Here is a 1,922-nt window from a genome sequence, read left to right as displayed (position 1 = left end):
CGTAAGGGGAAGGCCGCCCAAAGCTTCACTAAGAAGCCCGGATCGGCTCTGCTCATTGCTCCGAGAAAGTCCCCAAAGGGAAGGTCGCCCGTAAAAGAGGATGGAAGTGGCAATGGCTCCACACGATGCACGTTCGTAAGGGGAAGGCCGCCCCTTACTTCACTAAAAAGCCGGCATCGGCTCCGCACATTGCTTCGAAAAAGCCCCCAAAGGGAAGGTCACCCTTTGGGGGCTTTTTCTTAAAACAGAAACATCGCTGCAAGTGTAGATACGATTAGTCCTAGTATGACGGGGATAAATGATTTTCGTACTAGTTCCATGACAGGAACTTTCGCAAATCCAGCAACTGCGACTAATGAGGACCAAGCGATAAGCGTACCACCACCTACCCAAATGGATCCCATCTGTCCGATTGCAGCAAGTGTCGCAACATCAATTCCCACCGTTTGACCGAGCGCACCTGATAAGGAGCCGACTAATGGTAATCCTGAGAATCCTGAACCGTCTAACCCTGTAATCATTCCAATTATAAGAATACCAAATGCTGCTAAAAAGCTACTCTCAGGTTGATTTGTTGTCCAGCTTGGACGAGATCAAATAAGAAAGATGGGGGTGTCTCTGCTGAAACTCCGAGTATTTTAGCTGAAAACTCACCACTTCCGATAAAGAAAAAACCAGCTATTGGAATAACGGGACCCATAGCCTTGAAAGCAAAAACAAAACCTTTTACAAGAAAGTCGCTTACATTTGTTAATGAGTTTCGTAGATTGTAAAAGCTTGATGCCGTGACTAATAAGATAACGGCAGTCCCACCGATTAAGGCAGCGCCAGCACCGCCTTCCATGCTAGGAATGGCATCTGTGAACATGGAGAGCACCATATAAACGACAATGATTAAGAAGGAAATTGGGACGAATAATGCAAAGAAAACTCGCTGCTTTTTTGATTGCTTTGTTGTAACGGAAGTTTCATCTGTCTCAATAGAGCCATGCTTCTCCCACTCAATCAGGTGTTTTTTTGACGGTTTTTGGATTGATTTTCGTATAGAGAAATATGCATATGTTAAGGCAACCACTCCTGTAATAATAGATAAGACAAATGCACGATTTGCTACAGGTTCAACTGCAACACCAGCTGACGTTGCGTTTAACATTGGGGCAATTTGAATCATATAATCGGCGGATAAGGCCATTCCTTGCCCGGCTAAAGAAATCGCGATTGCGGCAGCGACTGGTGGAAGTCCCGCACGAATGGCAACTGGGATGAGAAGAGCTCCTATAAGTGGAACGGCTGGAGTTGGCCAGAAGAATAAAGAAATTGCATAGGTAGCACCGACAATAACCCAAAATGAAATATGTCCATTTTTCATCACACGCTGAAAGGGGGTGATCATTTGTTCATCTGCTCCAATTGCTTTTAACGAATGTAGCAATGCAGTCATAATTGCAATAATAAGAAAGATATTAAAGAGTTCACCTGCAGCAGTTAAACTAGCCTGGAAAATGGTTTGTAAACCGCTAAAGAACGAACCTGTATATACCCATCCAATAAAAAAGGTCATTAAGACTGCTGGCACAACGACATTTTGTCTAACTAACATGGTAAGGATAATAATCAGTGTTCCAATTAAATAAATCCAATGAGGTGCAGTTAAATCCATCTTCATCTCCCCCTGTCGGTTAGTTACCGAGAATTACAATAATGTATGTTGGAGATTAGGCATTGGTGTAGGGAACCTGCTCATTTAAATAAGGAAAAGATTCAGAGAAAACAAATGAAGAGTGCCGTAACTGGCACTCTTTTAAAGGGAAAAACGGTATTGAACTGTACATCTTCATTAATTAGTTACTCAACTTTCGCACACTGAAATAGGCAGGTAGACCTTGATGTAGTTAGGTAAGCCTGCAATCCATTGTTGTAGT

General features: G+C 43.0%; 2 protein-coding genes. Both read right to left on the bottom strand.

Annotated elements, in window-relative coordinates; all coding sequences use genetic code 11:
- Positions 1-239: 239 nt before the first annotated feature.
- On the bottom strand, positions 240-521 hold the full coding sequence (locus SLH51_RS24370; RefSeq protein ID WP_335964183.1) for a hypothetical protein: 282 nt from the start codon (positions 519-521) through the stop codon (positions 240-242).
- A gap of 26 nt (positions 522-547) precedes the next feature.
- The gene (locus SLH51_RS24365) at positions 548-1,660 is read right to left on the bottom strand and encodes a hypothetical protein (protein WP_335964182.1); all 1,113 of its coding nucleotides are present in this window, start codon (positions 1,658-1,660) and stop codon (positions 548-550) included.
- Between the last annotated feature and the right edge of the window lie 262 nt (positions 1,661-1,922).

Origin of the sequence: Halalkalibacter kiskunsagensis, from assembly GCF_037027555.1 — a bacterium.
GTDB lineage: Bacteria > Bacillota > Bacilli > Bacillales > Bacillaceae_D > Halalkalibacter > Halalkalibacter kiskunsagensis.
This window is presented reverse-complemented; position numbering and strand designations above follow the sequence as displayed.